Genomic DNA, 26745 nt, shown 5'->3' with positions numbered 1-26745 from the left:
CGAGCTGTTGTCATGATGAATCATTTTCCTGCTTGGAAAAATTTAATGATAGCAATAACGCTGGTTATTGCTTCAATTTACGCCTTACCAAATATATATGGCGAAGACCCTTCTGTACAAATTTCACCTTTACGGGGTGCTGTTATCAACAGCAGTTTAGTAAACGAGGTTAAAAAGAAGCTAACAGAAAATAGTATTACGCCGTTAAAGGCTGAGCTAACTGATGCTCAAATTTTATTGCGGTTTAGTCATACAACAGACCAGCTTAAGGCTGCCGATGTCATTAAATCTTTGCTGGGTAGGCATTATGTTGTTGCGCTAAATTTAGCCCCGGCGACGCCACAATGGCTTCGTTCGCTAAACGCTGCGCCGATGTATTTAGGCTTGGATTTACGCGGTGGTGTGCATTTCTTGCTTGAGGTAGATGTGGAGGCAGCTGAAAAGCAAGCGATTGATCGTGGAGCCACTGATATTCGCCAATTCTTGCGTGAAAACAAACTCCGCTACCTGAGTGTCATTGTTAATGAGGGCGACATTCGCGTTAAATTTAGAAACCAAGCTATCCATGACGATGCTCTCAGTCAGTTAGACTCTCAGTTCCGTTCTTGGGAGTTTGAACCAGAGACAACACCGTCATCTACACCGACGTTAATCGCTAGTATGTCTGGTAAAGAATTAACGAATGTTAGGAATTATGCGGTTCAACAAAACATTATTACGCTAAAGAACCGAGTGAATGAATTAGGTGTAGCGGAACCGGTTATTCAACGACAAGGCGACAACCGTATTGTTGTTGAGCTACCTGGTATACAAGACACAGCGAGGGCAAAAGAGATTTTAGGCGCCACTGCAACGCTTGAATACCATATGGTTGATACAAAACATACGGTGTCTTCAGCGTCGACGGGCAGAGTGCCCATTGGCTCAAAATTGTATAACCGCCGTGACGGTGGTCAGGTGTTGCTGAAGAAACAGGTCATCGTAACGGGTGATGAAATTGTTGATGCGTCATCAGGTATCGAAAGTGATACTGGCTCAGCAATGGTGTCAGTCTCATTGGATGGCCCGGGTGGTAAGAAGATGAGCAAAACCACGCGTGAGAATGTTGGCAACCCAATGGCGGTCGTTTTTATTGAGCATAGAACGGAAACCAAAATAGTTAATGGCAAACCGGTTCGTTATAAAACGATTGTTGAAGAAGTGATAAATGTCGCAACCATTCGTGGTCACTTTAGCAACCGTTTCCAAACGACGGGTTTAGATAATTCGGCAGAAGCGCGTGATTTAGCCTTGTTATTACGAGCAGGTGCCTTGGCTGCCCCTATTGATATTGTTGAAGAACGTACCGTTGGCCCAAGCTTGGGGCAGGATAATATCGATATGGGCTTTAACTCTGTGATGATTGGTTTTGCCTTAGTATTGGTGTTTATGGCCGTTTACTATAAAACGTTTGGCCTATTTGCTGACGTGGCGTTGGCAGTTAACTTGATTTTTATTGTTGCTGTTTTGTCACTCTTACAAGCTACACTCACGTTGCCGGGCATAGCGGGTATTGTGCTAACAGTGGGTATGGCGGTTGACGCTAATGTGCTGATTTTTGAACGGATTAAAGAAGAGCTGAGAAACGGGAATTCACCTCAGGCTAGTATTCATGCGGGTTATGAGAAGGCTTTTTCAACCATTACCGATGCAAATATCACCACGTTAATTGCCGCTATTATCCTTTTTGGTTTTGGCACTGGCCCGATAAAAGGTTTCGCTATTACCCTTAGCATTGGTATTTTAACCTCTATGTTCACCGCTATTATCGGTACAAGAGCGTTGGTTAATGCTACCTACGGTAGCCGTCAAATAGACACATTGAAGATTTAAGTTATGAGTGATAAAAATACAATTAAGATTGATTTTTTAAATAAGCGAAAAATAGCATTTGTTTTTTCAGCGTTGCTGATGATTGTGTCTATTACTTCTTTGGCAACACAAGGGCTCAAAAAAGGCATCGATTTTACCGGTGGCACTTTGGTTGAACTCAGTTTTGCAGAACCTGTTGAACTAAAGGACTTAAGAAGCTTATTGGATAATGGCGGCTTTAATGGTGCCGTTGTGCAACATTTTGGCTCGTCTAAAGAAGTGTTAATTCGCCTAATGCCGAATGACGCGCTTAATACAGCGGCGTTAAGTAATAAAGTACTATCGCTGGTGAATGATAGCTTTAATCAAAAAAGTGAATTAAGGCGTGCTGAGTTTGTCGGTCCTCAAGTAGGTGAAGAGTTGCAAGAAGATGGCGGTTTAGCGTTGCTATATGCACTTATTTGTATTCTGATTTACGTGGCGATTCGGTTTGAATATAGGTTTGCCATTGGTTCTGTAGGTGCTCTGGCTCATGACGTTATTATTACCTTGGGTTTCTTTTCAGTGTTTCAGTTTGAGTTTGATTTAACGGTGTTAGCGGCTATTTTGGCGGTTATTGGTTATTCGTTGAATGACACGATTGTTGTTTTCGATCGGGTTAGAGAGAACTTTAGAACCTTACGCAAAGGCTCACCAACGGATGTTGTGAATGTGTCATTAAATCAGACGTTAAGTAGAACAATCATGACATCGTTGACCACGCTATTGGTGTTATTGGCGTTGTTTTTGTTAGGTGGTGAAATTATCCATGATTTCGCACTGGCGCTTATCGTGGGTGTACTGGTGGGTACTTATTCATCTATTTATGTGGCCAGCCCAATTACTCTTGCGCTGGGCATCAGTAAGGCGGATTTGATTATTGTAAAAGTTGATCAAGACGAGCTAGATAAAATTCCGTAAAGTAAAATGGAATAAATAGAATGCAATAAAAAAGCCGCTTAAAAAGCGGCTTTTTTATTCAGTGAAGTAAAGTTCTTAACTGTTAATGACCTTGTTCGCATGCGGTGTGATTTTTTCCAGTAGTGCACTGTGCATTTTAGGGTTACCACAGACGATGTTACCTGTTTTGAAGTAATCGTGGTTATTTGAAAAATCGGTGACAACACCACCCGCTTCTTGAATAAGTAGTATGCCGGCAGCAAAATCCCACGGTTTTAAGCCAATTTCAAAGAAGCCATCTAGTTTCCCAGCTGCAACATAGGCAAGGTCAAGAGATGCCGCACCCGCGCGCCTAACACCCGAGGTTATTGAAAAAATATCACGGAAGATATCTAAGTAGGGGTCAATGTTCTTATTGTTTTTAAACGGGAAGCCTGTGCCAAGAAAAGAGCCTTCAATTTTACGCTGACGACCAACGCGAAGGCGGCGGTTATTAAGCATAGCGCCTTTCCCGCGTGTTGCAGTAAATAGATCCTGACGTACAGGGTCATAAATAACGGCTTGTTCTATTGTGTTGCCTTTCTTTAACGCAATGGAGACAGCATAATGCGGAAACCCGTGCATATAATTAGTGGTTCCATCTAGTGGATCAATAATCCAGATATATTCCGCTTCTTCATTTAGGTAGCCTGACTCTTCGGCTAAAACACCATGATCGGGGTAAGCGGTAAGAAGCGTATGAATAATTTCTTCCTCCGCACGCTTGTCAATTTCTGTAGCGTAATCATTTTGGCTCTTAATTGTTATCTTAAGAGTGTCAATTGAGTCAGCTGAACGTATTATAATATCGCCTGCTTGTCTTGCTGCTCTAATTGCAATATTTAACATTGGGTGCATGATTTTGCCTAGCCTTTAAAATGGCGAAAGGATAACAGATACAGCCGGAGTATGTCTTTTGAATGTCGATGAAAATAACGAAATACTGTCAAATATAAGAATTGTACTGGTTCAAACCTCTCACCCAGGTAATATTGGGGCGACAGCGCGTGCAATGAAAAACATGGGGCTGTCTGATTTAGCCCTTGTACAACCGAAAATCTTTCCGAGTGCGGAAGCAACGTCTAGAGCGTCGGGTGCAGATAATATTCTAGCGAATGCCCATGTCTATGACAGTTTGCAAGAGGCGTTAGAACCTTGTGAGTTAGTGCTTGGCGCTAGTGCAAGAATTCGGCACTTGGGCTGGTCGGAAGTGGGGCCAAAAAAAGGCCGTGAGTTGTTAATCGCAGGCGCTAAAAAAGCGCCGGTAGCCTTAGTGTTTGGGCGTGAAAATTCCGGGTTAACGAATGAAGAGCTAGAACTGTGTCATCATTTATTACATATTCCAACGAACCCTGATTTTAGCTCGTTAAATGTTGCATCAGCAGTGCAGGTCATGTGTTACGAAATTTATTCAGCGGTGATTGGGGCGCAAGTGATTGAGTCGCCGGAGGTTGAAGATAGGCCGGCCACTAGCCAAGAATTCGAAGGCTTTTTTGATCACCTTTTAAAAACACTCGAAAAAACAGAGTTTTTGCAACTGTATAAAACCAAGAGACTGCAACAACGGATACGGCGAATTTTTTACCGATCTGAACTTAATCGAACAGAAGTGAATATCTTGCGTGGAATCCTAACAGCCATCAATAACAAGCTGGACGGTATAAAGAGAGCTAAGAAGGGTAGTTAAAAACTCCTTCTTGATGAAAGAACACACGTTAGAATAACGCTAAGATATAAATGACACACTATTATGTTTAATCAATTAAAAGAAGATATAAATATCGTTTTTGACCGTGACCCGGCTGCGCGTAACAAGCTTGAAGTGGTCACTACCTATCCAGGTTTTCACGCCATTTTGTTACACCGTTTAAATCATTGGTTATGGCAATCAAACTTAAAGTTTATCTCTCGATTTGCTGCGTACTTTGCACGTTGGCTAACAGGCATTGAAATACACCCAGGTGCGGTTATCGGTAAACGTTTTTTTATCGATCACGGGATGGGCGTGGTTATTGGAGAGACGGCTGTGATTGGTGACGATTGCACGCTTTATCACGGCGTAACACTGGGCGGAACAAGTTGGCAAAAAGGTAAGAGACACCCAACGTTGGGTGATGGCGTGGTGGTTGGTGCGGGCGCTAAAGTACTGGGGCCAATTGAGATTGGAGATAATGCTCGAATTGGCTCAAATGCTGTTGTTATACGAACGGTGCCTGAGGATGCTACGATCATTGGTATACCAGGCCGAGTTGTGAGTGCTGAATCCACGAAGCCTAGCCCTGAGCAAGAAGCCATGGCAAAGAAGATTGGTTTCGATGCCTACGGCGCTTCTCAAGAGATGCCAGACCCTGTCGCTGTGGCCATTAATAGTATGCTTGAGCATATTCACTATATGGATAAAGAGATGGAGCGTATGTGCCAAGAAATAGAGTCATTAGGTGGTGGGGTTGACGAAAGGTCTGTTGAAGAAATTTGCAGTGAGCCAGTTGATGATGGAACAGGGTCGACTTGCTTAGAAAAGCAGCCAAACGACGATTAAATATTACGTATCCTAAATGATTTATTTTGACCATAATGCCACAACACCGATTGATCCATTGGTGTTAGAGGCAATGCAACCCTTTTTAACCACGTTTTACGGTAACCCTTCTAGTCTACATAGACATGGCAGGGCGGTGAAAACGGCTATTGAACAAGCAAGACAGCAAGTGGCGGCGCTCCTTAATGTCAGCTCGGATCAGGTCATTTTCACTAGTGGCGGTACAGAAGCAAATAACCTAGCGGTTTCAACGGCCTTTTGTTCTAAAAAAAAGCATGTCTTATTGGGGGCTACTGAACATCCTTCAATTGTTGAGTCGGTACAGAACCTTGAACTATCTGGCTTCACAGCCGACGAGTTAACGGTAGATGGTAATGGTCTGATGTCGAAAGAGACTTTAGAAGAGAAAGTTCAAGTTGATACAGGTTTTATTAGCGTCATGCATGCGAATAATGAAACAGGCGTGGTTCAGCCTATTGCGCCATTGGCTCAACTTGCGCAGGAAAAAGGTATTGTCTTCCATACGGATGCGGTTCAATCTGTCGGTAAAGTGCCGGTTGATTTTAATGCGCTGAATGTGAATTTGATGTCGTTGTCGGGACATAAAATCTATGGGCCAAAGGGTGTCGGTGCGCTCATTCACGATAAGCTTACTCGGATAAGCCCCTTATTGCATGGCGGAGGGCAAGAGAAAGGCTACCGACCGGGCACAGAAAATGTCGCCGCTATTATTGGTTTTGGAAAAGCGGCTGAGCTAGCCAGTCAGGCGTTGAGTCGTCGCGCTGAACACGTATTAAGTCTGCAGCAAAAGTTGGAGCAGGGTATTAGTGACATTAAGGGTTTAGTTGTCGTTGCTTCAACGGTTGATCGTTTGCCAAACACCAGCCAAATTCTAATTGATCAGGTTGACGGTGAAATGCTACTGATGCAGCTTGATCAAAAAGCGATAGCAATTTCCAGTGGCTCAGCGTGTTCTAGTAATAGCAAAGAGCCAAGCCCAGTGCTAAAGGCAATGGGTTTTTCCGATAAGTTGGCGCTCAGTGCTATTCGGGTGAGTGTGGGTCAGCAAAATACACTGGCTGATGTATCAGAGTTTGTTTCTAGCTTAAAAGCGATTGTGAAGCATAACGCTTAATACGAAAAACATTGCCCTGATTGTTCACTGAGTACGACCTTTAATAAGCTATTAGCAAGCTCTGGTGAGGTACTTAATCGTGTTTCATCTTCGCCTGGGTGTGTTTTCTTTCTGATGGGTAGGATGCAAGGGCCGGGAATGAAAACATTGCTGACGACAGATGTCGACTCTAATTCATCAGCCAACATAGCCGAAAAACTCTCAATAGCGACCTTAGAGACGCCATAAGCGCCCCAATAAGCTTTACTTTGGCGAGCGGAGGAGTCTGAGATGAAACTGAGGGACGCATGTGCTGATTGCTGAAGAAGGGGTATGCAAACCTTGCTAAGTAAGGCTGCGGAGTTTAAATTTATTTGCTGAACTTTTTGCCACACGGAACCATCTTGGCTACCAATTGGGCCAATAATCCCCATATTGCAGGCGGTGTGAATGATACCGTCTAATTGTTTGAATTCATTGTAAATAGAATTTATGAATTGCTTGTAAATGTCTTCCTCTGTTTGTTCTAAATCAAATGGAATAATGGCTGCTGTTGGGTAACCGGCTTCTTCAATTTTATCGTAGAGAGCTTCTAGTTTTTCTTCACTTCGAGCCGTTAAGACAACGCTGGCACCCAATTTTGCCAATGCTAAAGATATGCTTTGCCCTAAGCCGCCAGTTGCGCCGGTGACAAGGTAAACACGGCCTTTAAGTTGGTTCTCTTGAATGTCGAGTGAAGGTACGGGGACAGGTTTATTCATTTTTTGTATTTAATAAGCTGGTTGGTTTGCGGGTTGATTTTTCGATCGGTTCTATTTCAGGCACTGGTTTACGTGTTTCAATACCAAGGTCTTTAAATTTACGAGTGGTCGGGAAAACTTGACGCTCTAAGGAACCGACGGCTTTGTTGTAATGGTCGACGCTTTTGTCTAAGGAACTGCCTATTCGACTCATATGCTCAACAAAGGTAGCTAGGCGGGCATACATTTCTTCACCTAGCTTTCTGATGGCTTCGGCATTGTCGGTACTGGCTTGTTGCCGCCAGCCGAAGGCGATAGCGCGTAATAAAGCAACTAAACTGGTCGGCGTAGCCAAAATAACGTGTTGCGCCAGTGCGTCTTCAAGTAAGGCATGATCTTGTTCAAGAGCGGCGCTTAGAAATTGATCGCCAGGAATAAATAAAACAACAAAGTCGGGTGTATTTTTAAACTGCGACCAATATGCCTTTTTCGAGAGTTCCTTTACGCGGTCTCTTACTTGCTTGGCGTGCCTTAGTAGGTGATTTTTACGCTCAGCATCATTGCTTTGTTCGGTTGCCGTTAAATAGGCATCTAGGGGTGTTTTAGCGTCAACCACAATATCTCGTTGATCAGGCATGCGAATGATCATATCGGGGCGCATAGCACCTTCGGCAGTATTTAAGTTTTCTTGTTCAAAGAAATCACAGTGTTCGACAAGGCCAGCGAGTTCGGCTAAGCGTTTTAGAGTCAGTTCGCCCCACTGACCGCGTACTTCAGGCCTTCTTAGTGCTTGCACAAGGTTCCGAGTTTCACTTTGAAGCTGGTGTTGTGTTTCAGTCATATTTTGTAAATACTGACTAATCGAACCATATGTTTGTTGTCTATCGGCTTCTAGCTTTTTAAGCTGCTCATCGGTTTGTTTAAGAATTTCCTTAATCGGTGAAACCATGTCGCTGAATGCTTTTTCCTTTTCAGTTAAACGTGATTCAGCGGTGTTTTGTTGCTTACTGAAGTTTTCCCTAGCGAGTTTTAGAAACTCTTCATTATTTTCTCTCAACGCTTGACCGGACAGCGCGGCAAAACTATCGCGAAAACTCTGCATCAATTTTTCTTCATCAGTCTTAGACTTTTCGCTTAATTCCTTTTCAATAGCCTGACGAGTTTCATGAGCCAATAAGTTATTTTTTAGCTTAGAGTGAGCACGTAACATAATGAAATAACAGGCGGCAAAGCCAATGATTGCGCCGCCAATTATGAATAAAAAATCATTTAGTTCAATCATCGTTCTAATGGGGTTAGGTGAACGATTGCAGCGCTTTTAATAATTCAATTGAAGAGCTGACTTGTTTGTCGGCTTGCCAGTTATTGATGTTATCCGTATCGGGGATATAGCCATAAGCACAGGCGATGGTTTTTAAGCCAGCCAGTCTGCCGGCACGAATGTCACGCTCAGCATCGCCAATATAAACCGCATTGTCTGGCAATATCTTCATTTGTTTACAGGCTAGATAAATGGATTCTGGGTGTGGTTTTGGGTTCTTTACTTGGTCACCGCAGATGACACAGCTAGCGCGCTGATCAAGCTTTAACTCTTTGAGTAGCGGGAGGGTTAGGTATGCTGGCTTATTGGTGACAATACCCCAAGGTACTTGCTTGTTTTCTAGATGCAATAGTGCTTCGTCTAAGCCTTCAAATAACGCGGATTTACTTGCAATGTTTTGCTGATAATGAGAAATAAAGAAGGTTTTTATTTCTTCGTGTTTTTCGGTAGATAAATGGGCGCCAAAGCCAAGCTTGATTAAACCGTTTGCGCCATTCGATACGGTAGGGCGTATGGTTTTGTACGGTAGCTCAGCCAGTTGGTTTTGTACCAGTGCGGCATTTAATGCGGCGGCTAAATCAGGCGCTGTATCCACTAATGCGCCATCTAGGTCGAACAAGACGGCGTCCACTTGCCAGTCACTCATGGTTGGGGTCATGATGGCTTATTTAGTGCTAGTCATTTTTTTGAATACAGAAATATAATTAACACTGATGTCGCTGGTCATAGAAAATGAAGCGCTAATGGGGTTGTATTCGATACCGCGGCTATCTTGGAGTTCTAGGCCGGCTTGTCGGGCCCACAACGCGAGCTCAGAAGGCTTAATGAAACTGGCGTAATCATGGGTGCCCCTTGGTAGCAGGCCTAAAATATATTCTGCGCCGACAATAGATAATAAGTAAGACTTAGGGTTTCTATTTAAGGTGGATAGAAAAACATAGCCACCCTCTTTAACAAGCGTTGAACACGCTTCAATAATGGCAACAGGGTCGGGAACGTGTTCAAGCATTTCCATGCAGGTCACGCAGTCAAAATGACCGGGTTGCTGCTCTGCTAGATTTTCCACGCTGATGTGTTGGTAATTAACGGCAACACCACTGTCTAAACTATGAAGGTCTGCGACATCCAGTAGCTCTTTACCTAAATCAACACCGGTTACCTTAGCGCCTTTAACAGCCATTGCTTCAGATAAAATACCGCCGCCGCAGCCTACATCAAGAACGTCCTTGCCCGATAAAGAGACGAGCTTATCAACAAGGTTGAGACGTAGAGGGTTGATTTGATGAAGCGTTTTGAAATCACCCTCAGGATCCCACCAATGAGAAGCCATAGAACTGAATTTCTCGATTTCGCTAGGGTTTACATTATCGTTAGTTTGAGTCATGAAAGTATTTTACACCGCTTTATTGGGTTGATGATGAAACGGGCTGATTTTTCCTTGCCACTGTTTAGCCTTTTCGAGGAGGGCTGCTTCATCTAATGTCGTTAATTTATGGTTCTGCAAAAGGCGACGGCCGGCAACCCATACGTCACTAATTTGTGAACGACTTGCCGAGTAGACGAGTGTCGAAATAACATCGTAAATAGGTTGGGTTTCAAGACTATTTAAATTAATGGCGAACAAATCTGCTTGTTTACCAATTTCAATCGATCCAATTTTTTCATCCATTCCGAGTGCTTTCGCGCCGTTTATAGTAGCCATACGTAACGCTTGATGAGCTGGAAGGGCGTCTGCTTTTTTAGCAACGCCTTTGGCCAATAGTGCGGCTGTGCGAGTTTCACCCAGCATATCAATATCATTATTACTGGCGGAACCATCTGTTCCCAGTGCAACGTTTATTCCTGCGTTGAGCAAGGCGGATACAGGGCAAAAGCCGCTGGCGAGCTTTAGGTTGGATTCGGGGCAATGAATAACGTTTACGTTGTATTGTGCAAGCATTTGAATGTCTGCATCGGTCAGCGCGTTCATGTGCACGGCTATTAAATCAGGACTGAGTAAGCCTAACTGATTCAACCGTTCTATCGGTGTCACCCCATGTTCGGCAAGAGACTGCTCTACTTCATTGCTCGTTTCGTGTGCATGGATGTGCATGGCTAAACCTAATTCATCCATGATCGGTTGAATGGTTTTTAATGATTCGTCACAAACGGTATACGGTGCGTGTGGCGCAAAGCAAAAACTAATCAGCTCATGGCCATTAAAACGCTCGTGTACAGCAAGACCCTTGCTGATGTATTCATTGAGGTCTTTCGCCCAGCGGGTAGGGAAATCAATCACAGGGATACCAAGGCAAGCTCTAATGCCGATATGAGCGGCGGTTGCGGCTGTTTGGTCAATAAAGAAATACATATCGTTGAAACAGGTAGTGCCGCTTTTAATCATTTCGGCAATGGCCAACTCAGAGCCATCTCGAACAAATTCGTCATCGGCCAATGCAGTTTCGGCAGGCCAGATATGATCGTTTAACCATTCATCGAGCGGCAAATCATCAGCTAGGCCTTTTAGCAGGCTCATAGCGCCGTGAGTATGCGCGTTGATAAAACCAGGTGCTAAGGCGTGATCATTTAACTCAACGAGATCGACAGGTGAATACTTGTTAGCCTGCGATTGCGGCAAAATATCGATTAGCGTGCCATTGTTAATAATGACGGCATGATTTTCCAGTACGCTATCGTTAGGATCAACCGTTATAATCCAACGGGCATTAATTTGAAGGCTTACTTGCATAAATATGGTTAAAACAGACGCGTTGTTATACGACACCATTCGCCCAGTGACATGGCACGATAATGGTCTGCGCTTATTGGATCAGCGACAGTTACCAAAAGAGGAAGTATATCTACATATAACAAGCACGCAAGCCTTGTATGAGGCAATAAAAGAGATGGTCGTTCGTGGCGCACCAGCGATTGGAATAGCAGCAGCTTATGGGGCAGTATTGGCGGTGCAGGAGGCAATTGCTGAGGCCCCGTCAATCAGGTTTCTGGCAGGATTCCACAAGCGCTTGGGTTTGCTGGCATCTTCTCGTCCTACCGCGATTAATTTATCCAATGCGCTCAATGCGGCAAAACAAGTTAATGACCCTGTCATTAATCTATTAAGTTGGGCGAATAATTGGCTAGCGGAAGATATTGCTGCGAACAAGGCCATGAGCTTGCACGCTAGCAACAGTTTCCTTGAGCAAACAAGGGTGCTGACACATTGTAATGCCGGCGCGTTGGCAACCGGTGGCTATGGCACAGCGTTGGGTGTGATTCGAACAGGTTTTCAGCAGGGTCAAATTAAAACAATATATGCCAGTGAAACACGTCCCTGGGATCAAGGTGCTCGGTTGACGCTTTGGGAGTTTCAACAAGACAATATTCCTGCCACCTTGGTGGCCGATAGCGTCGCCGCATCGTTGATGAAAAGAGGCATGATTGATTGGGTTATCGTTGGTGCGGACAGCCTTTGTATGAATGGTGATATTGCTAATAAGATTGGCACGTATTCGCTGGCGGTTTTAGCGAAATATCATGGTGTTAAAGTTATGGTTGTAGCGCCAACAACAACGCTGGATATAAATGCCAAATCAGGCGAAGACATTATTATCGAGCAACGTTCACAAGATGAAATACTGCCGTCGAATTACAAGGGGAGCATTGTGAATGCGTTGAACCCCGTGTTTGATGTGACGCCGGCAGAGTTAATATCCGTCATTGTGACGGAAAAAGGGGTGATTGAATCGCCAGATGCCAGTAAAATGCAGGCTTTAATCAATTAGAACTGATGGAAATCTGATGACGCAAATTCTAGCGATTGCAGCAGGTGGCTCAATTGGAGCGGTAATGCGGTTCCTCGTGTCTACAGGTATTTATAGCTGGCTTGGGCGTGGTTTTCCTTATGGCACACTGGTTGTCAATGTTCTGGGTTCATTGTTAATGGGCTTGCTATACGAGCTATTTTTGCAGCGCTTGTCCATTTCGCCAGAAGCCAGGGCTATTTTACTGGTCGGTTTTTTGGGTGCGTTCACCACGTTTTCAACCTTTTCCATTGAAACCATTAATTTGATTGAGCAAGGTTATTTAATAAAGGCCATCACCAATGTGTTTGCTAGCGTTATTTTATGCATACTGGCGGCGTGGTGCGGGCTACAAATAGCGAGGGGAACATGAAAACAGAAACTGTACGTATTGCTCGGGTTTATTTGACCGAAGCGGATCATCAACTCAGTGAGATTATGCAATACCTTCATGACAGCCAGAGCATTTCGGGTGCCACTGCCTACCGCGGTGTAGAGGGTTATGGTTCATCAGGAAAAATACACGATTCGTCTTTGATCGATTTATCATTCAACTTGCCCATAACGGTTGAGTTTTTTGATGAGTCAAATAATGTGCTCACAGTGCTTGAGCACTTAAAAGAAAACTTCAACCTCAGTCAAACCATCAGTTGGTTGGCTGAACGACACCTCTAAACTAACTTTAAAGGAAAGCTACATGCTTGACCCACAGCTTTTAAGAAACAACCCTGACGATGTAAAGAAACAAATGCAACGTCATGGTTCAGATTTGGATCTTGATATATTTAATGCGCTTGAAAAGCAGCGTAAAGAGATTCAAGTTAAAACACAAAATTTGCAAAATGAACGAAATACACGCTCTAAGTCTATTGGCATGGCAAAAGCGAAGGGTGAAGACATTCAGCCGTTGTTAGACAGCGTGTCTCAATTAGCCGATGAGTTAAAAGCGGCCGAAGCCGAGTTGCAAGGTATCCAGTCTAAATTACAGGGTATTCAATTATCATTACCCAACATTCTCTCGGAAGATGTGCCAACGGGTAAAGATGAAGAGCACAATATTGAGCTCAAACAATGGGGCGCGATTCCAGCGTTTGATTTTGCAGTGAAAGACCACGTTGACTTAGGGCAATCCTTATCAGGTATTGATTTTGAGGCAGGCGCAAAAATTGCGGGCTCTCGTTTTGTTACCTTATCCGGACCACTGGCAAGGTTGCAGCGAGCACTGACGCAATTTATGTTGGATACGCATACCGATCATCACGGTTACCGAGAAACCTATGTGCCGTATTTAGTGAATAAAGAGAGTTTGTTGGGTACGGGTCAATTGCCGAAATTTGAAGAAGACCTCTTTAAAATATCAAATGACTCGCCGTACTACTTAATACCAACGGCAGAAGTGCCCGTCACTAATCTAGTGCGAGATGAAATTATTAGCGCAGATAATATGCCACTAAAGTATGTTGCGCATACGCCGTGCTTTAGAAGCGAAGCGGGTGCTTATGGTCGTGATGTGAGAGGGATGATTCGACAGCACCAATTTGAAAAGGTTGAATTAGTTCAAATTGTAAAAGCATCTGAGTCTGAGCAGGTGCACGAAGAGTTAACGCATCATGCAGAAAGTATTTTGCAAGCGCTTAACCTGCCTTATCGATTAATGCTGCTTTGTTCTGGTGATACAGGGTTTTCAGCAACAAAAACTTACGATCTAGAGGTGTGGTTGCCCGGCCAAGAAGCGTATCGTGAAATTTCATCATGCAGTAATTTTAAAGACTTCCAAGCGCGTCGCCTCAAGGCGCGTTGGCGTAACCCTGAAACAGGTAAGCCAGAATTAGTTCATACCGTTAATGGCTCTGGATTGGCCGTAGGCCGTACATTAATAGCGGTGATGGAGAACTATCAACAAGCGGATGGCTCAATTAAAGTTCCAGATGCATTGAAACCCTATATGGGCCATGTAGAAACAATTACTGTTTAACTAGCAAGCACAAAAAAAGCCCCTAAAAAGGGGCTTTTTTTGTGCAAAATTGCAAATTAATCGCGGCCGTTTATCGCACCTAAGATGTGTAATAAGCTAGTGAATAGGTTAAATAAGCTGATATACAACGTTACGGTTGCCATAATGTAGTTTGTTTCACCACCGTGAATAATGGCACTGGTTTGATAAAGAATCATGCCAGACATCAACATAATAAACATAGCTGAAACGCCTAATGACAAAGCAGGGATGTTAAACACCATTGCGCCAATACCCGCTAAGAAAGCTACTAAAATGCCAACCATTAAAAAGCCAGAAATAAAGCTAAAGTCTTTCTTGGTTGTTAATGCGTAGCCTGATAAGCCAAGAAAAATAACGCCGGTGCCGCCTAGGGACGTCATGATCAGTTCATGACCATTTGAATAGGCATTTAAATACATATTAAGGATAGGGCCTAGCGTCATACCCATAAAGCCAGTTAAGGCAAATACGCAGACGATACCCATGGCACTGTTTCTAAATTTTGTTGTTAGCCATAAAAGACCGAAGTAGCCAACAAGTGTAATGATCATCCCAGGATGGGGAAGGTTCATACTCATCGATAACGCGGCTGATCCTGCGCTAAAAATTAAAGTCATGGCTAGCAATATATATGTATTTTTCAATACACTGTTAGTCGCTAATATACTTTCTTCGCTACGTGAAATTGGTTGATTAAATTGGTTCACTAAAATACCTCATTTGTAATTAAAAATGCTTACTGAACTAAGACTAGACATAGCACATAAGGTTCAATCTTACGTCTTCGCAAAAATACTTCAAGTCTTTTAACAATTAGGCTGGAAAAAAGGCTCAGACTTCAGTAATATGCGCGGCTTGAAAGCAAATCTTTAAGGTTTCTTTCTAATAACCGCTTAAATCTGGAGAGATGGCAGAGCGGTTGAATGCACTAGTCTTGAAAACTAGCATGGGTTAATGCCCATCCAGGTTTTTTATGTGTAGTACCATTTTAATGCATATTGTAAAATGCGTTAATCTTAGTAAAAAAATTATGGAAGGATGGCAGAGCGGTTGAATGCACTAGTCTTGAAAACTAGCATGGGTTAACGCCCATCCAGGGTTCGAATCCCTGTCCTTCCACCATTTTCAAGAAGCCTCACGGAAAGTGAGGCTTTTTTTTGCCTGCTCCTATACCCCATATCCAGTTTTATATTTACATGAAGATTGACAAACTAAACTTGCTACTGACGTCATGATTTTTATACTAAATTGCTATAAGGCGGTTTAATATAGTGGTTAATGTTTGGGGCTATATTTGCATAATTAGAAATTATGTTTCAGTTGCAATATACTCGTCATTGGAAATAACAAGGAAGAGATATGACTATTCAAGAATCAGTTCGAAGAGATGAGTGGGTTGAAATTATAGTTTCTGGTGTTATAAAAAAAAGCGAACTGGATGAGTTTCGAATAACAGCCAAGCAGTCAGTCCAAAATGGACATAATAAAATACTCATTATTTTGCAAGACTTCGGTGGCTGGGGAGATGACTCGGAAAATTGGTCTGATATATCATTAGCGGAAGAGCTTGATGAGCACCTTCATGGAATGGCCATCGTTGGTGAACCGCAATGGAAAAGCTCTGTTGAGCTATTCACGCTTAAAGGGTTAAGAAGCTTCCCTATTGAATACTTTGCCCCAGAGGAAGAAGAGGCCGCGAGATCATGGTTAAAAGAAAGGTCTTAATAGGTTTTCTCAACAAACATAATATTTTTCTATGTTTGATGCTGCTTGTCATACTATCAAGTATTGGTTGTGCAGTAGAGCAACATAAAGCGGGATCAGAAAAACTAAGGTTTAATGCGCTGATATTCGATAACCACTCTGGGATGATGCTCGAAAATGTTAGTGTCAGTGTTCAAAACTCTAGAGCCCATATGTCGTGCAGTGTGCTTTTAATTGGCCGTTCATGCTCAACTACCTTCCAGGAAAGAAATTACAAAGGAAATGCAGTTCATATAACATGGGAAGTCGATGGAGTAGCTTATAAGACGGGGCCCTTTTATGTGACGCTTCCTAAGATGATTAACAGTGAGAAAGTTGCGAGCGTAGCTATAAGCTTTTCATCAGAAAAAAATGTCTTGGCGGAGTTTAGGTATTAATCCATTTTTAAGGAGTTAAATTTTGAAAATGTTCTTTAATAAAAACAAAGGGTCTTATCTGGCAACATTAGGGAAAGGTGTTGTGGCATCGTGTTCAATGGCGCTGATCGTCGGTTGCCAAACCTTAGGCCCTGATTACCTGACTCCAGACGCGCCAATAAGAAGTGAGTGGTCTGAGGTCAGTTCAGAAATAAGTTCAAAGAAAGAGATTTCAGAAAAAACTGATTACGATAAGTGGTGGTTGGTTTTTGATGACGAGGTTTTGAATTCACTGGTTGAGACAGCTAAAGCGCAAAATCATTCTTTGAAAATAGCAGGGGTCAGGATTTTAGAGGCAAAGGCACGCCTTGGCATAGCAACGGGTAACAAATACCCCCAGCAACAGCAACTAAGAGCAGGGCTACTTAAAAAGGGCTTAAGCGAGAATTCGGCCAATTTTTCCTCCTCACTGGACACGTCATATTTGGATAACAACGTCGGCTTGGATATTGGCTGGGAATTAGATGTTTGGGGGCGTTTTAAACGCGGTATTGAAGCCGCAGATGCCGATATGTTGGCTTCAGTTGCTGATTATGATGATGTGATGGTGAGGCTGGTTTCTAGCGTAGCATTAACCTATACACAGGTGCGAACCCTTGAAGAGCGGCTGTATATTGCTAAATCTAATGTCACTATTCAAACAGATAGCTTGAGAGTGGCGGCGGCCCGTTTGGAAAATGGTGTAACGACTGAGCTTGATGTTTTTCAGGCCAAAACGTTGTTACTAAATACTCAGGCTACCATTCCTGCGCTTGAGGTTGAACTCCAAAAATCGCTACATGCGTTGAGTGTTTTACTGGGTGTTCCACCGGGTAATTTGCAACTTGAACTGGCAAGAAAATTGCCGATTCCGGTGGCGCCGGTAGATGTTGCTGTGGGTATACCGGCCGAATTACTGAGGCGCCGACCAGATATAAAGCGCGCCGAGTTACAGACTGCTGCGCAAAGCGCTCGAATTGGTATTGCTGAAGCTGAACTCTACCCGCATTTCACATTGACGGGATCTATAGGGCTAAGAAGCAGTGACACATTCGATAGTCATTTGAGTGATTTATTTCATTCGGACAGCATTGAAACTTTTGTTGGGCCGAGTCTGACCTGGAATATTTTTAATTATGGGCGAATAAAAAATAATGTACGCGTTCAGGATGCACGTTTACAGCAGTTAATAGTGGCTTATCAACGCACAGTATTAGAGTCGCTGCAAGAAGTGGAAGACGCAATTGTCGGTTTTGTTAGGGCGAAAGAGCAGGTTGCTTTTTTTAGAGAAAGTTCGGTTATGGCAAGGCGTTCCGTTGATTTATCATTAATCCAATACCGAGATGGCGCGGTAAATTACCAGCGAGTATTAGATAGCCAAAAAACATTGGCTAGCCAACAAGATTTATACGTGAGTAGCCGCGGCAATGTTGCAGTAAACCTTATCCAGTTGTACAAAGCCTTAGGCGGGGGCGAACGGGTGGAAAGCCAAAAAAACTTTATTCAAGATCCAACCTATCAACAGATGGGTGAACGAACTGATTGGGGTGGCTTAATAACGGATAGCCCTTTAGCTCGGTAATTGGTACTTAATTTTATTGGAATTGTTGATACTAACAGGCGAATAGAAAAATGAATGATCATCCTTTACTGGTTTTTACAGCATTATTGGTTTTTATTTACGGGCTGGTTTCAAAACTGTCTGAACGATCGGTGATAACTGGCCCGATGGTTTTTATGGCTGTTGGTGTTCTAGTCAGTCCAATAGGGATTAATTTGTTCGAGTTACATTTCAAAGCAGAGGCTGTGAAATTGTTGGCTGAAGTTACATTAATCATTATTTTATTTGTTGATGCGACACAAATAAAACTCGGTGATGTTAGAAAATCCAAACAAAAAATAGCCTTAAGGCTCCTCGCAGTAGGGCTTCCGCTAACGGCTTTGTTGGGTGTGCTAGTTGCTATCCCTATGTTTGAATCAATTAGTTTATGGGCGCTTGTGCTTATGGCGCTTATATTGTCGCCAACGGATGCAGCACTGGGACAGGCGGTAATCAAGAGCGCCTATGTGCCTGAAGATATTCGGCGAGCTATTAGCATTGAAAGTGGAATGAACGATGGGATTGCTTTGCCACCAATATTTTTATGTATTGCCGTGTTATTGGTGGAGCAAGGTGTTAGCGAGCACATAGAGAGTGGTTGGGGGCTATTTATGCTCAAACAATTACTAATTGGGCCTTTAATTGGTGGTTTAGTCGGCTTGCTTGGCGGCAGAGCCATTGAGTTTTTCTCAAAGATTGATTGGATGGACCTCTTGTTCCACCGGCTTGTTGTGGGGGCGCTGGCAATACTAGCTTTTGTTTTTGCTGAACTCGTTGATGGAAATGGTTTTATAGCGGCATTTTGTGGTGGTTTATTCTTAGGTGTTAAATCAGATAGTATCCGCGAAACTATGCAAGAGTTTGGTGAAGCCGAAGGGCTACAATTGTCCTTATTTGTATTTTTAATTTTCGGTTTGGTGGCCATTCCAGTGGCGATGAAAATGTGGTCCTTGGAGGTTTTTGTTTATGGCTTGTTAAGCCTCACCATTATTAGAATGCTACCGGTTTATATTTCACTAACAGGTATCGAAATGGACCTAAAAACTAAGTTGTTTGTTGGCTGGTTTGGGCCGCGGGGAATAGCCTCAGTGCTATACCTGTTGATTTTTATCGATGAAGTAGGTGCCGTTGGTAATGAGTTATTAGTGTCTATTATCGTTACAACAATCATGTTGAGTGTGTTGTTACACGGCCTTACAGCGGTGCCATTTTCAAAGTTATTAGCAAAAAAAGTAACTGAAAAATAGAGCCTGTATTGCTGTGATTCTACGTGGGATTGCCGTTAGAGTGCTCGCTTATATAGCCACCAACAAGGCTAGCAACAAGTATAGTTAAGTAAATCTGCCCGCTGATGGCCTCGATATAAGCCAAGGAACGCGCCAGTTCGTTAACCGGGACAATGTCTCCGAAACCCAGTGTACTTAGGGTGACGAAGCTAAAATATATATAACTCCAAAATTGATTAAATTCCTCATCAGGAATCCCATCAAACGTGTTTGTTGTTAATAAGTCGACAGACAAATAAAAGAGCGCCCAAATAATACCGAGCAGGATATAAATACAAATGGAACCTATTAATTTATTCAACGTAATCGGGCCGCTAAACAGTACCTGTTTCATTGCGACGATGACAGACAGTATGCAAAATAAAAGAAGAGGAAATAAATTCAATAATTGGTTTTTTGCGGAATGAAAATAGGCGTCGTAAATTGCCAGAACGATACTCATAATAATTAGACCAATACCTAAAGAAAACCAACGCTTGTTTTTTTGCAAACTCCATACGCTGAAAAACATAAGAGACAGGTATATTGTTTGAATGCCAATCAAAGAATGATTGGGAAACTGTTTTGATAGGCTTGGAGCAATTATAAGGAACACCAGTAATCCAACTAACATATAGCTAAAATTATCCTGTTTTATATCCTTCGTTTTCATGTTTCAGGAGTGGGCCTTAGCGCATTATCGATAATCCTTATTTACTAAGTTATCAATGGAAAGGGAAAAGGTAATTTAGCCAAGATGACATTCTGAGCAATACTTTTCGCATGATGGCAACATGGTGCATATGTTCTGAATAAACGGCTGTTTGAGCATAGGCTCCGCCGGGTGTGATATGTATATACTGTTGGTAATCAGGGTCAGTTATTTTTATCAGCACAGGTATTCGCCCAGGACGAGGAGAACGCGTGTAATTAAAGAGCTCACCGGAAGCCTGTACCTGTCCCTCTTGCATGACAGGCCAAACTTGCTCGACTTTTCCTGAAAATACTTGTCCTGGTAGACCATCAAAAGCCACTTCAGCTTCGTTACCAACGTTCAGGCGCAATAAACTATTTTGCCTGAACCAAGCCACAAAATAATGAGACTCGTTGTGTATAAAAATCATCACGGGGCGTAGAGGCAAAGAAGCGGCTCTCATACCTGAACGCAATGTATTTTGTATAACGTAGCCATCCGTCGGTGCGCGAACAGTGGCTTGATCTAAATTAAATTGAGCTTTAGCTAGGTTGGCACGGGCTTTAGATATAAGTGTGTTTTCACCACTAATAGTCGATTCTATTGCTGATTTAGCTTGAGACTGTTTAGCTTTAGCTTCTTTGATCGTCGCGTTCCATTTGCTAAGTTCTTTTCTCCAACGGTCAAGCTCACGTTGCGTTCCTGCTTTTTGTGCAACTAAACGGATATTTCGCTTCACTTCAAGGCTTGCGCGATCGCGTTCACTCGTCGCTTTAATAACACTGGCATCGGCAGAGTCTAATTCTGCTTTAAGCTTGGGGACAGTTGACTGAATCGTCTCTGCTAATATCGCCTCTTGTTGAGAAACAGTCGCCTGAAATGGGGTTGGGTCCAGAGTAAATAAAACGTCACCTTTCTTAACCTGTTTGTTACCCACAACAATAACGTCAACAACGGTGCCAGTCACAGCAGGAACGATGGGGGTGCTGACAAAGTATTTACGGCTAATTTCAGAATAGGGGTGGTTATAGTTCATCGTAAAAATGAGCGTTCCAATCAGTAAAACACCACCGAGTACCGCGGTTGGAACAGACCATTTATTTAAAGGAATCTTGAAAACTTTAAAGATTGTTATGCAAATGGCTGTGTAAGTTAGAACGAGAAGTAAATCCATTATGTTTTCCCCTCAGGTGCGTTTGAGTTGTCGGCGATGGATCTTTCTAATACGTTGATTCGATTTGTTAAATCAGACAGTTTTTTCTCAATATTCTCAGCTTCATGATGGCTAGCCGCTTTGTTTTGAAAGCCCCAGCCACGGTCTTCTCGATATAAAGTGGACCAAATCCAAAGGAAGGGCCACAAGATATGCAGGGTTAATAAACTGACCCAGCCAGCCACATGAATGGCGTCACTATGGGGGTGGTTTCGGCGCTTAGCAATTTCATAGGGTATGTCGTGAATAACAATAACCCCATAAAAAACGACAATGAAACTAAAGCACAGTATTCCTAACGCAATCCCGCCTATCATACTAACTCCTATAGTTCAAATATCTTATAGACAAATTATCTTAATATCATAAGATGAGGATGGCAATTCATTATTATTGTTATATAAAAGTGAGCTAGAGCGGCAGCATCAAGTGTTTAGCCTCGCAACGATATAAATTCATTAGTTGTTTTAAAAGTGCGTATAAACTTAAGGAGAAGTAATCATGAAACTATTTAACATTTTTTTAATGACAGCCGCCGTTCTTATCACTGGGTGCGCTGCTAATGAAGTAACGAAAGAAAAGTATTCTGGTTTTTTGGGTAACTATTCGCAATTACAGCAATCTCCAACATACCCAGCTTCCAAGATATTTATTGAACCGAAAACTAACTTCTCAAATTATAAAACCATCATTATTGAAAAAGTTGTCATTCTATCTGGAGGTGCTCTTGCGCAGCCGAATAATAGTTTATTGCAATCCATAGCAAGCACATATCAAGGTGAGCTTAAAAAAAGTTTTAAAGCTAAGGGGTATACGATTGTTACTCACGGTGGCGCAGGAACAGCGCGAATTCAAGCTGCAATCACCAGTGTTTACACAAGTTTTGATGATTTAAAGGCATATCAATATATACCCATTAGTGCCGCCATTACTGGGGCGATGCGCGCTTCAGGCTCAGCGAAAAAAAATGCTCGCGTTATGATGGAAGCTAAAGTGACAGATGCAAAAACAGGTCAGTTACTTGCAAGTATTGTCGATTTGCAGAAAGGTAAAGAAGTTGAAGAGTCCGGTGAGGTCACCTTGAATGACGTTAGGCCCGTTTTAAAGCAATGGGCGAAACGTTTCGCAACGGCGTTTTCCCTGTTATAAGCATCAGTTTAAAGAGCATTAGCTTTTTATGAATTTGAGCTGTAAAAGAACATGCCCGCAAACTGTGGGCATGTTCTTTTAGTCATTCAATTGTGCTGGTGAACTAGTCGGTTAAGGGGAGTGTCGACGTTCCGTAATTATTGCTTTCGCACTCAACTTTAATGCGTTCGGAAACTGTCCACCGTCGCTGTGGTTTTCCTTTTAAGTCCTGCATTTTCTGGCGTAACTTTTTACAGTGAGCTTCTTGTTTGTTAGCGACTGAAGTCAACGTCTTTTTGTCAGATGCGGCATCTGGATCAGCAAACATAATGGATTGACTTGTTTCTGCGAGTGCGCCAAGAGGTAGCATGAGTATCAACAATAAGAGTATTTTTTTCATATAGGGCTCTCTAGTAAACTCTGGAATATAAAAATAGCAATTTTTTGTTCTGGTTACAACTAACGTAACGTTTGATGAGTGTTATCTTTTCATGGGGTGACTAAAAGGCAAGGTTAAGGGGGTTATTGGCTGTGTCCAATAAACTGTCCCATATGGACACAGTAGGTGGTGGGTGTTAAAGTCAGTTTAACCTTAGAGTCGCAATGATAGTGCTTACATAGATAATAGCTAACCGGTTTAAAACTGTTTGGAGTTGTATGCAAGTAATAGGTCAACCTCAGAGCCTTTTCGTGTGTCACGAATGTGATGCATTACAAAGTATATCGGCTATACAGCCGGGTAATGTAGCTGTTTGCGTTTGCTGTGGTAGCACACTTTTTAGGAATCCTAAGGGGGGAGTGGAGCGGCCGTTGGCGCTTATTCTTGCATCGGCGATATTGTTTCTAGTTGCTAATATTTACCCAATAATGAAGATTAAAATTGCTGGCATAGAGCAAAGCGCCACGTTGACTGGTTCGGCGAGGGTGTTTCTCGAACTCGGCAACCCGGCTTTGGCTGCGGGGGTGTGGGTTCCCAGCGTGCTTATTCCTGGTCTTATTATCCTTGGCTTGCTCTACATACTGTGTTCCATTCGTTTTAATGTTGGTTTCCCTTATACAAAAGCCATTCTGGTTTTGGTAAGTCGCTTTTTACCTTTTGGAATGATGGACGTGTTTTTGCTGGGTGTACTCGTTGCACTGGTGAAATTAGTAGCTCTTGCCGATGTTTTATTGGGAGCTGGATTCTATGCTTTTGTTGCGCTTATTTTTGTTTTTGCAGCCGCAACAGCATCACTCGAAGTGCATCAGCTTTGGGAGAGTCTGGATAAACAATCTGATGAGCAACTGCAGCGAAGTTTGTTATGAATAAACGTTTCGTTCGTGCCAAAGATCATGGTGTGGCCGGCTGTCACATCTGCGGGCGGGTCGTTGCATTACATGACACGGCACATGCAAGCTGTCCACGTTGTGGCTGTGATGTGCATTACAGGAAACACAATAGTATTGCGCGCGCATGGGCATTGCTGATTAGCGCATTCATCATGTATATCCCATCTAACACCGAACCGATGATGTACACCGAGTCATTCGGCCAGCAGGGGGCAGATACTATTATGAGCGGCGTTTTATACTTTCTTTCTCATGGCGATTGGCCACTTGCACTGGTTATATTCTCAGCCAGCGTGTTATTGCCGTTGCTCAAAATGATTGCCATCGCCTATATTCTTATTATGGTTCAACTGGGGTCAACACACCGAAAAATTGAAAATACGCGCTTATACATGCTTGCCGAATTGATGGGGAAATGGTCAATGGTGGATGTTTTTGTCGTTGCCTTATTAACAGCGCTGGTGCAACTAGGCGCATTAACGACCATTGAGCCGGGGCCAGCTGGGCTGGCGTTCGCCGCGATGGTTTTATTAACCATGTTTTCAGCCATGGCTTTCGATCCAAAACTTATCTGGGACCAAACGGAATAATTAATTATGCTAGATATACCCGAAGCCAAGACAAAAGAGAAAAGCGGTTCTATTTCTGCGGTATGGGTCATCCCGATCATCGCTGCATTGATTGGTGCTTGGTTGGTTTTTCAAAGTGCCACGGAAGAGAAAATTAGTGTCGAGGTGACATTTAAGAGTGCATCCGGCTTGGAAGCAGGGAAATCATCGGTCAAATTGCTCAATATAAAAATAGGTAGCGTAACCGATATTAAATTTTCTAATGATTTGAGTAGCGTTGTTGTCACGCTGGAACTTGAAGGTATTGAACAGGATAGCATTACAGATAAAACGCGTTTTTGGGTCGTTCGACCTCGGGTGGGTGCTGGTGGGGTCAGTGGGTTAGATACCCTGCTAAGTGGTGCGTATATTGAAGTTGACCCTGGCGACGGCGGTGAGCCGGTTACTCAATTTACAGGACTTGAGGAGCCGGATATTCATCAACGAGGAAACCTCGGTACACGTTACATACTAAGAAGCGGCGCTTTGGGATCATTGTCTATCGGTTCGCCAGTAAAATTCAGAGGAATAGAAGTGGGCGAAGTGACTCGATATGGCTTGGTTGATAACCATAAATACGTTGAAATTGAGGTTTTTGTCGGAGCCCCACACGACAAATATATTAACGCTCATACGCGTTTTTGGAACATATCGGGTGTTGGGGTTCAGCTTAACTCGGAAGGATTTAGGCTAGACATAGATTCGGTAACCTCCTTGATGATGGGCGGTATCGCTTTTTCTACACAAAACGGTACTGAGGCCATGGCTCAGGCAACAGCAAGAACAGTCTTTAATTTATATAAAACAGAGACCGCTGAAATAGAAGAAACATTAACGGTCAGCGCACCGATGAAACTTTATTTTTCTAATGGGGTTAATGGGTTATCGAAGGGAGCGGCTGTTAAGTTTAAAGGCTTACGCATAGGCACAGTGACTAAAGTGGATGTGGAGCTTAGTAAGGACAAAAAAGAACTTTTAACGTTCGCGATTATTAACATTGAACCTCAGCGGTTACCATTGCAACTTGAAAAGGAGCTGACAGATGGGCAGCGAATAGAAAATATTCAGCGATTTTTTAAGATAATGGTCGCTAAAGGAATGCGAGGGCAATTAACGAGTGGAAATATATTGACGGGGCAATCCCAAGTCACCTTTGACTTTTTCCCTTCAATGAAAAAAGGAAAAGTGAAATACGTTGATGGGGTTATGGTTCTGCCGACGGCACAAGAATCGTTGAAAGGACTCCTCGAGAAAGTAGAGGTTATTATGACTCGGTTCGAAGCCATGCCGATAGAAAAGATTGGTCGAAATGTTGAACAAACGACGGCGTCTATTAATAGTTTAATTAAATCACTAAATGCGGTTGAAGGTGGCATGACTGGAGTGCAAATTGGTGAGGCAATAGATGAGATAACTCGTGCAGCAAGATCCATACGCTCGACGGCAGATTATCTCGAAAGGCACCCCGAGGCGCTTTTAAAAGGTAAAAGCAAAAAGTGAATGTACTTTGTAAAATAAATAGGAGGTCGTCAATGTTACGTTTCTTATTAATTTTTTCCTTGGCTTTAAGTTTGTCTGCGTGTGGAGTTACTCCTAAAACGCATCTTTATGTGTTGAATTCAGAGCAAGGTTTGCCCAGTCAAGAGAATGGGCTTGCTGTTGGGGTTTGGAAGGTTAAACTACCGGAGCTATTGGATAGGTCTGAGATCGTTACGCGAAGCGGGCAATATGAAATTGAACTCGCTGACTTTCACCATTGGGCGGGGCGTCTTGGGCCTAATATTGATGCGTTGACTGCGCAAGAATTGAGCAAACATTTAGATACAGTTAATGTGCGCACGTCGCCTTGGAACTCACAAAAAATAAATGACTATCAAGTGAAAACGTTTATTGAGCGTTTTGATGGGAAGTTGGGTGGAGAAGCAGTCGTTAGCGGTACTTGGGTGTTACTCAATGGGAAAGGCAGTAAACAATTGACTCGCCAATCATTTTCACTGAAGGCGCCTTTAACGAGTGATAAATATAGTGATTTAGTGGCTGTGCTTAGCAAGTTAACTAGTCAATTAAGCCAGCTAATCGCTGAGGAGATTGAACGAGTTTCGCAACAAAATAATAAGTAGTTATAAGCAATAAGTCTGTAGATAACGAGGGGAATATATCTGTCCTTCGGAACCCTTTCTTAGTAACGATAAATAATCGTGTTGTTTGTCAAAAGATTTAACGCCACCATAATTTTAAAAAAAAGAACGGCTATGCATAAACGATAGGCCGCCGAAAGCTGCGTCTTCATATCACCAATATCAATAATGATAAACTTGGTGGTGGTCTTGATGCGTTGTTGTTCAGGGCGTTCGCCAGCCGTTGCTTAAAGCTCTAAGAGTAGCTGGATATGCTATAGGACTTATTAAGGTAAAACCACGTCCAGTTG

General features: G+C 42.9%; 28 protein-coding genes and 1 tRNA gene. 18 read left to right on the top strand and 11 right to left on the bottom strand.

Translation table 11 applies throughout. The annotated features are described in order from the left end of the window. Positions 1-15: 15 nt before the first annotated feature. Together secD and secF are read left to right on the top strand one after the other, a co-directional pair. Entirely contained in the window at positions 16-1872 is a 1857-nt protein-coding gene (gene secD, locus AB1Y31_05850; protein MEW4982688.1) for a protein translocase subunit SecD, read from the top strand. A 3-nt stretch (positions 1873-1875) separates the two neighbouring features. Next, complete coding sequence (gene secF, locus AB1Y31_05845; GenBank protein MEW4982687.1) at positions 1876-2811, top strand: protein translocase subunit SecF; 936 nt, start codon at positions 1876-1878, stop codon at positions 2809-2811. Between the two features lie 75 nt (positions 2812-2886). Here the strand turns inward: secF and AB1Y31_05840 are convergent, their stop codons facing one another. After that, positions 2887-3687, bottom strand: coding sequence for an inositol monophosphatase family protein (locus AB1Y31_05840; GenBank protein ID MEW4982686.1), 801 nt, complete (start codon positions 3685-3687; stop codon positions 2887-2889). Between the two features lie 58 nt (positions 3688-3745). Between AB1Y31_05840 and AB1Y31_05835 the strand changes: the two genes are divergently transcribed. From AB1Y31_05835 to AB1Y31_05825, 3 genes are all read left to right on the top strand, one after another. Next, positions 3746-4516, top strand: coding sequence for an RNA methyltransferase (locus AB1Y31_05835; GenBank protein MEW4982685.1), 771 nt, complete (start codon positions 3746-3748; stop codon positions 4514-4516). Positions 4517-4579: 63 nt separating this feature from the next. Further along, complete coding sequence (gene cysE, locus AB1Y31_05830) at positions 4580-5368, top strand: serine O-acetyltransferase (GenBank protein MEW4982684.1); 789 nt, start codon at positions 4580-4582, stop codon at positions 5366-5368. Positions 5369-5384: 16 nt separating this feature from the next. Then, positions 5385-6503 (top strand): cysteine desulfurase family protein, encoded by a 1119-nt coding sequence (locus tag AB1Y31_05825; GenBank protein MEW4982683.1) that lies wholly within the window; start codon positions 5385-5387, stop codon positions 6501-6503. Here the strand turns inward: AB1Y31_05825 and AB1Y31_05820 are convergent. The 5 genes from AB1Y31_05820 to AB1Y31_05800 are packed head-to-tail and all read right to left on the bottom strand — an operon-like array spanning position 6500 to position 11271. Then, positions 6500-7243: an SDR family NAD(P)-dependent oxidoreductase gene (locus tag AB1Y31_05820; GenBank protein MEW4982682.1), complete on the bottom strand. Its 744-nt coding sequence runs from the start codon at positions 7241-7243 to the stop codon at positions 6500-6502. The two genes, AB1Y31_05825 and AB1Y31_05820, sit on opposite strands and share 4 nt — an antisense overlap. Next, entirely contained in the window at positions 7236-8504 is a 1269-nt protein-coding gene (gene rmuC, locus AB1Y31_05815) for a DNA recombination protein RmuC (GenBank protein MEW4982681.1), read from the bottom strand. The genes AB1Y31_05820 and rmuC overlap by 8 nt, the downstream gene beginning before the upstream one ends. Before the next feature lie 13 nt (positions 8505-8517). After that, complete coding sequence (locus AB1Y31_05810; GenBank protein MEW4982680.1) at positions 8518-9201, bottom strand: HAD-IA family hydrolase; 684 nt, start codon at positions 9199-9201, stop codon at positions 8518-8520. Between the two features lie 6 nt (positions 9202-9207). Beyond that, the gene (ubiG, locus tag AB1Y31_05805; protein ID MEW4982679.1) at positions 9208-9927 is read right to left on the bottom strand and encodes a bifunctional 2-polyprenyl-6-hydroxyphenol methylase/3-demethylubiquinol 3-O-methyltransferase UbiG; all 720 of its coding nucleotides are present in this window, start codon (positions 9925-9927) and stop codon (positions 9208-9210) included. A gap of 9 nt (positions 9928-9936) precedes the next feature. Continuing rightward, positions 9937-11271 (bottom strand): TRZ/ATZ family hydrolase, encoded by a 1335-nt coding sequence (locus AB1Y31_05800; protein ID MEW4982678.1) that lies wholly within the window; start codon positions 11269-11271, stop codon positions 9937-9939. A gap of 4 nt (positions 11272-11275) precedes the next feature. On the opposite strand from AB1Y31_05800, the gene mtnA reads away from it, so the two are divergent. From mtnA to serS, 4 genes are read left to right on the top strand one after another with little or no spacing between them, the layout of a single operon-like run. Then, positions 11276-12307: an S-methyl-5-thioribose-1-phosphate isomerase gene (mtnA, locus tag AB1Y31_05795; protein ID MEW4982677.1), complete on the top strand. Its 1032-nt coding sequence runs from the start codon at positions 11276-11278 to the stop codon at positions 12305-12307. Positions 12308-12323: 16 nt separating this feature from the next. Further along, the gene (gene crcB, locus AB1Y31_05790; GenBank protein MEW4982676.1) at positions 12324-12698 is read left to right on the top strand and encodes a fluoride efflux transporter CrcB; all 375 of its coding nucleotides are present in this window, start codon (positions 12324-12326) and stop codon (positions 12696-12698) included. Continuing rightward, positions 12695-13000 carry a DUF190 domain-containing protein gene (locus AB1Y31_05785; protein MEW4982675.1) on the top strand — a complete coding sequence of 102 codons (306 nt, stop codon included), beginning with the start codon at positions 12695-12697 and terminating at the stop codon, positions 12998-13000. The genes crcB and AB1Y31_05785 overlap by 4 nt, the downstream gene beginning before the upstream one ends. A 22-nt stretch (positions 13001-13022) precedes the next feature. Next, on the top strand, positions 13023-14300 hold the full coding sequence (serS, locus tag AB1Y31_05780) for a serine--tRNA ligase (protein ID MEW4982674.1): 1278 nt from the start codon (positions 13023-13025) through the stop codon (positions 14298-14300). Positions 14301-14356: 56 nt separating this feature from the next. On the opposite strand, the gene AB1Y31_05775 is transcribed toward serS, so the two are convergent. Further along, positions 14357-15028 carry a Bax inhibitor-1/YccA family protein gene (locus AB1Y31_05775; GenBank protein ID MEW4982673.1) on the bottom strand — a complete coding sequence of 224 codons (672 nt, stop codon included), beginning with the start codon at positions 15026-15028 and terminating at the stop codon, positions 14357-14359. A 325-nt stretch (positions 15029-15353) separates the two neighbouring features. Between AB1Y31_05775 and AB1Y31_05770 the strand changes: the two genes are divergently transcribed. From AB1Y31_05770 to AB1Y31_05755, 4 genes are all read left to right on the top strand, one after another. Then, positions 15354-15443 (top strand) — tRNA-Ser (locus AB1Y31_05770). Between the two features lie 237 nt (positions 15444-15680). Next, a complete protein-coding gene (locus AB1Y31_05765) occupies positions 15681-16046 on the top strand; it encodes an STAS/SEC14 domain-containing protein (protein MEW4982672.1) in 366 nt (121 codons plus the stop codon). A 444-nt stretch (positions 16047-16490) separates the two neighbouring features. Beyond that, positions 16491-18062: a TolC family protein gene (locus AB1Y31_05760; GenBank protein ID MEW4982671.1), complete on the top strand. Its 1572-nt coding sequence runs from the start codon at positions 16491-16493 to the stop codon at positions 18060-18062. 50 nt (positions 18063-18112) lie between these two features. Continuing rightward, positions 18113-19327 carry a cation:proton antiporter gene (locus AB1Y31_05755; protein ID MEW4982670.1) on the top strand — a complete coding sequence of 405 codons (1215 nt, stop codon included), beginning with the start codon at positions 18113-18115 and terminating at the stop codon, positions 19325-19327. Positions 19328-19346: 19 nt separating this feature from the next. Here the strand turns inward: AB1Y31_05755 and AB1Y31_05750 are convergent, their stop codons facing one another. Genes AB1Y31_05750 through AB1Y31_05740 form a run of 3 tightly spaced genes read right to left on the bottom strand, consistent with a single transcriptional unit; the run spans position 19347 to position 21569 of the window. Then, positions 19347-20018, bottom strand: a complete 672-nt coding sequence (locus tag AB1Y31_05750; protein ID MEW4982669.1) for a potassium channel family protein — start codon at positions 20016-20018, stop codon at positions 19347-19349. A 52-nt stretch (positions 20019-20070) separates the two neighbouring features. Next, the gene (locus tag AB1Y31_05745) at positions 20071-21213 is read right to left on the bottom strand and encodes an HlyD family secretion protein (protein MEW4982668.1); all 1143 of its coding nucleotides are present in this window, start codon (positions 21211-21213) and stop codon (positions 20071-20073) included. Further along, positions 21213-21569: a DUF3302 domain-containing protein gene (locus AB1Y31_05740; protein MEW4982667.1), complete on the bottom strand. Its 357-nt coding sequence runs from the start codon at positions 21567-21569 to the stop codon at positions 21213-21215. The genes AB1Y31_05745 and AB1Y31_05740 overlap by 1 nt, the downstream gene beginning before the upstream one ends. A 184-nt stretch (positions 21570-21753) precedes the next feature. Between AB1Y31_05740 and AB1Y31_05735 the strand changes: the two genes are divergently transcribed. Next, positions 21754-22401, top strand: a complete 648-nt coding sequence (locus tag AB1Y31_05735; GenBank protein MEW4982666.1) for a DUF3313 domain-containing protein — start codon at positions 21754-21756, stop codon at positions 22399-22401. A gap of 103 nt (positions 22402-22504) precedes the next feature. Here AB1Y31_05735 and AB1Y31_05730 read toward each other — a convergent pair whose 3' ends face one another. Then, positions 22505-22780, bottom strand: coding sequence for a hypothetical protein (locus tag AB1Y31_05730; GenBank protein ID MEW4982665.1), 276 nt, complete (start codon positions 22778-22780; stop codon positions 22505-22507). 410 nt (positions 22781-23190) lie between these two features. On the opposite strand from AB1Y31_05730, the gene AB1Y31_05725 reads away from it, so the two are divergent. From AB1Y31_05725 to AB1Y31_05710, 4 genes are read left to right on the top strand one after another with little or no spacing between them, the layout of a single operon-like run. After that, positions 23191-23685 (top strand): paraquat-inducible protein A, encoded by a 495-nt coding sequence (locus AB1Y31_05725; protein MEW4982664.1) that lies wholly within the window; start codon positions 23191-23193, stop codon positions 23683-23685. Then, entirely contained in the window at positions 23682-24299 is a 618-nt protein-coding gene (locus tag AB1Y31_05720) for a paraquat-inducible protein A (protein ID MEW4982663.1), read from the top strand. Before AB1Y31_05725 ends, AB1Y31_05720 begins: the two co-directional genes overlap by 4 nt. Before the next feature lie 6 nt (positions 24300-24305). After that, positions 24306-25817 (top strand): MlaD family protein, encoded by a 1512-nt coding sequence (locus AB1Y31_05715; protein MEW4982662.1) that lies wholly within the window; start codon positions 24306-24308, stop codon positions 25815-25817. Positions 25818-25849: 32 nt separating this feature from the next. Then, positions 25850-26437 (top strand): PqiC family protein, encoded by a 588-nt coding sequence (locus AB1Y31_05710; protein MEW4982661.1) that lies wholly within the window; start codon positions 25850-25852, stop codon positions 26435-26437. Positions 26438-26745: the final 308 nt, after the last annotated feature.

It is taken from the genome of Cycloclasticus sp. (assembly GCA_040743155.1).
Lineage (GTDB): Bacteria > Pseudomonadota > Gammaproteobacteria > Methylococcales > Cycloclasticaceae > Cycloclasticus.
The sequence above is the reverse complement of the archived record's forward strand: the minus strand, read 5'-3'. Positions and strand labels throughout refer to the sequence as shown.